The sequence below is a fragment of the Micrococcus sp. HG099 genome (assembly GCF_024723355.1).
Classification (GTDB): Bacteria; Actinomycetota; Actinomycetes; order Actinomycetales; family Micrococcaceae; genus Micrococcus; species Micrococcus endophyticus.
Genome location: NZ_JANQCJ010000288.1, coordinates 1 through 589 on the forward strand (window position 1 = coordinate 1; position 589 = coordinate 589).

The window sequence follows — 589 nt, forward strand, 5'->3', positions numbered from 1 at the left end:
GCCCGTGAGCGCGTACCAGCCCAGGGCCGCCCAGGCGTGCACGTCGGCCTCCGGGCCCACCGCCGGCGCGGTGCCTGGGGCGAGGGCGTGCGCCTCGACGGCGGCGAGCACCTCCGGGGCCGCGAAGCCGGGCGTCCCGCCGGCCCCCTGGGCGCCGCCCACGATCCGGGCCACCCCCAGGTCGGCCAGCGCCGGGCTCCCGTCCACCCCGAAGAGCACGTTCGCCGGGGAGACGTCCCCGTGGACCACCCCGTGCTCGTGCAGGCATGCCAGCGCCTGCGCCAGCGGCACCAGCACGGTCACGGCCTGCCCGGGCGTGAGCGGCCCCGCGCGCTGCACCATCTCCTGCAGGGAGCCCGCCGGGCGGTGCTCGCTGAGCACGCCGAGGCCGCGGTCCGTGTCCACGGCCCCGAGCACGCGGAGCAGGTGCGGATGCTCCACCCGCCCGGCCTGCGCCTCGGCCGCCAGGGCGTCCGGGTCCGCCCCGGGCCTCGGCGCCTTGAGCGCGGCCCGGGCGCCAGCGCCGTCCTCCACCAGCCACACCTCCGCCTGGGCGCCCTCCCCGAGCCGCCGGACCGCCTCCCAGCCC

At 80.6% G+C, this 589-nt stretch carries 1 protein-coding gene; it reads right to left on the reverse strand.

Annotated features, from left to right (window positions below; genetic code table 11):
- The coding region (locus NWP10_RS12265; protein ID WP_258301088.1) for a protein kinase at positions 1 to 589 on the reverse strand (589 nt) is incomplete at both ends.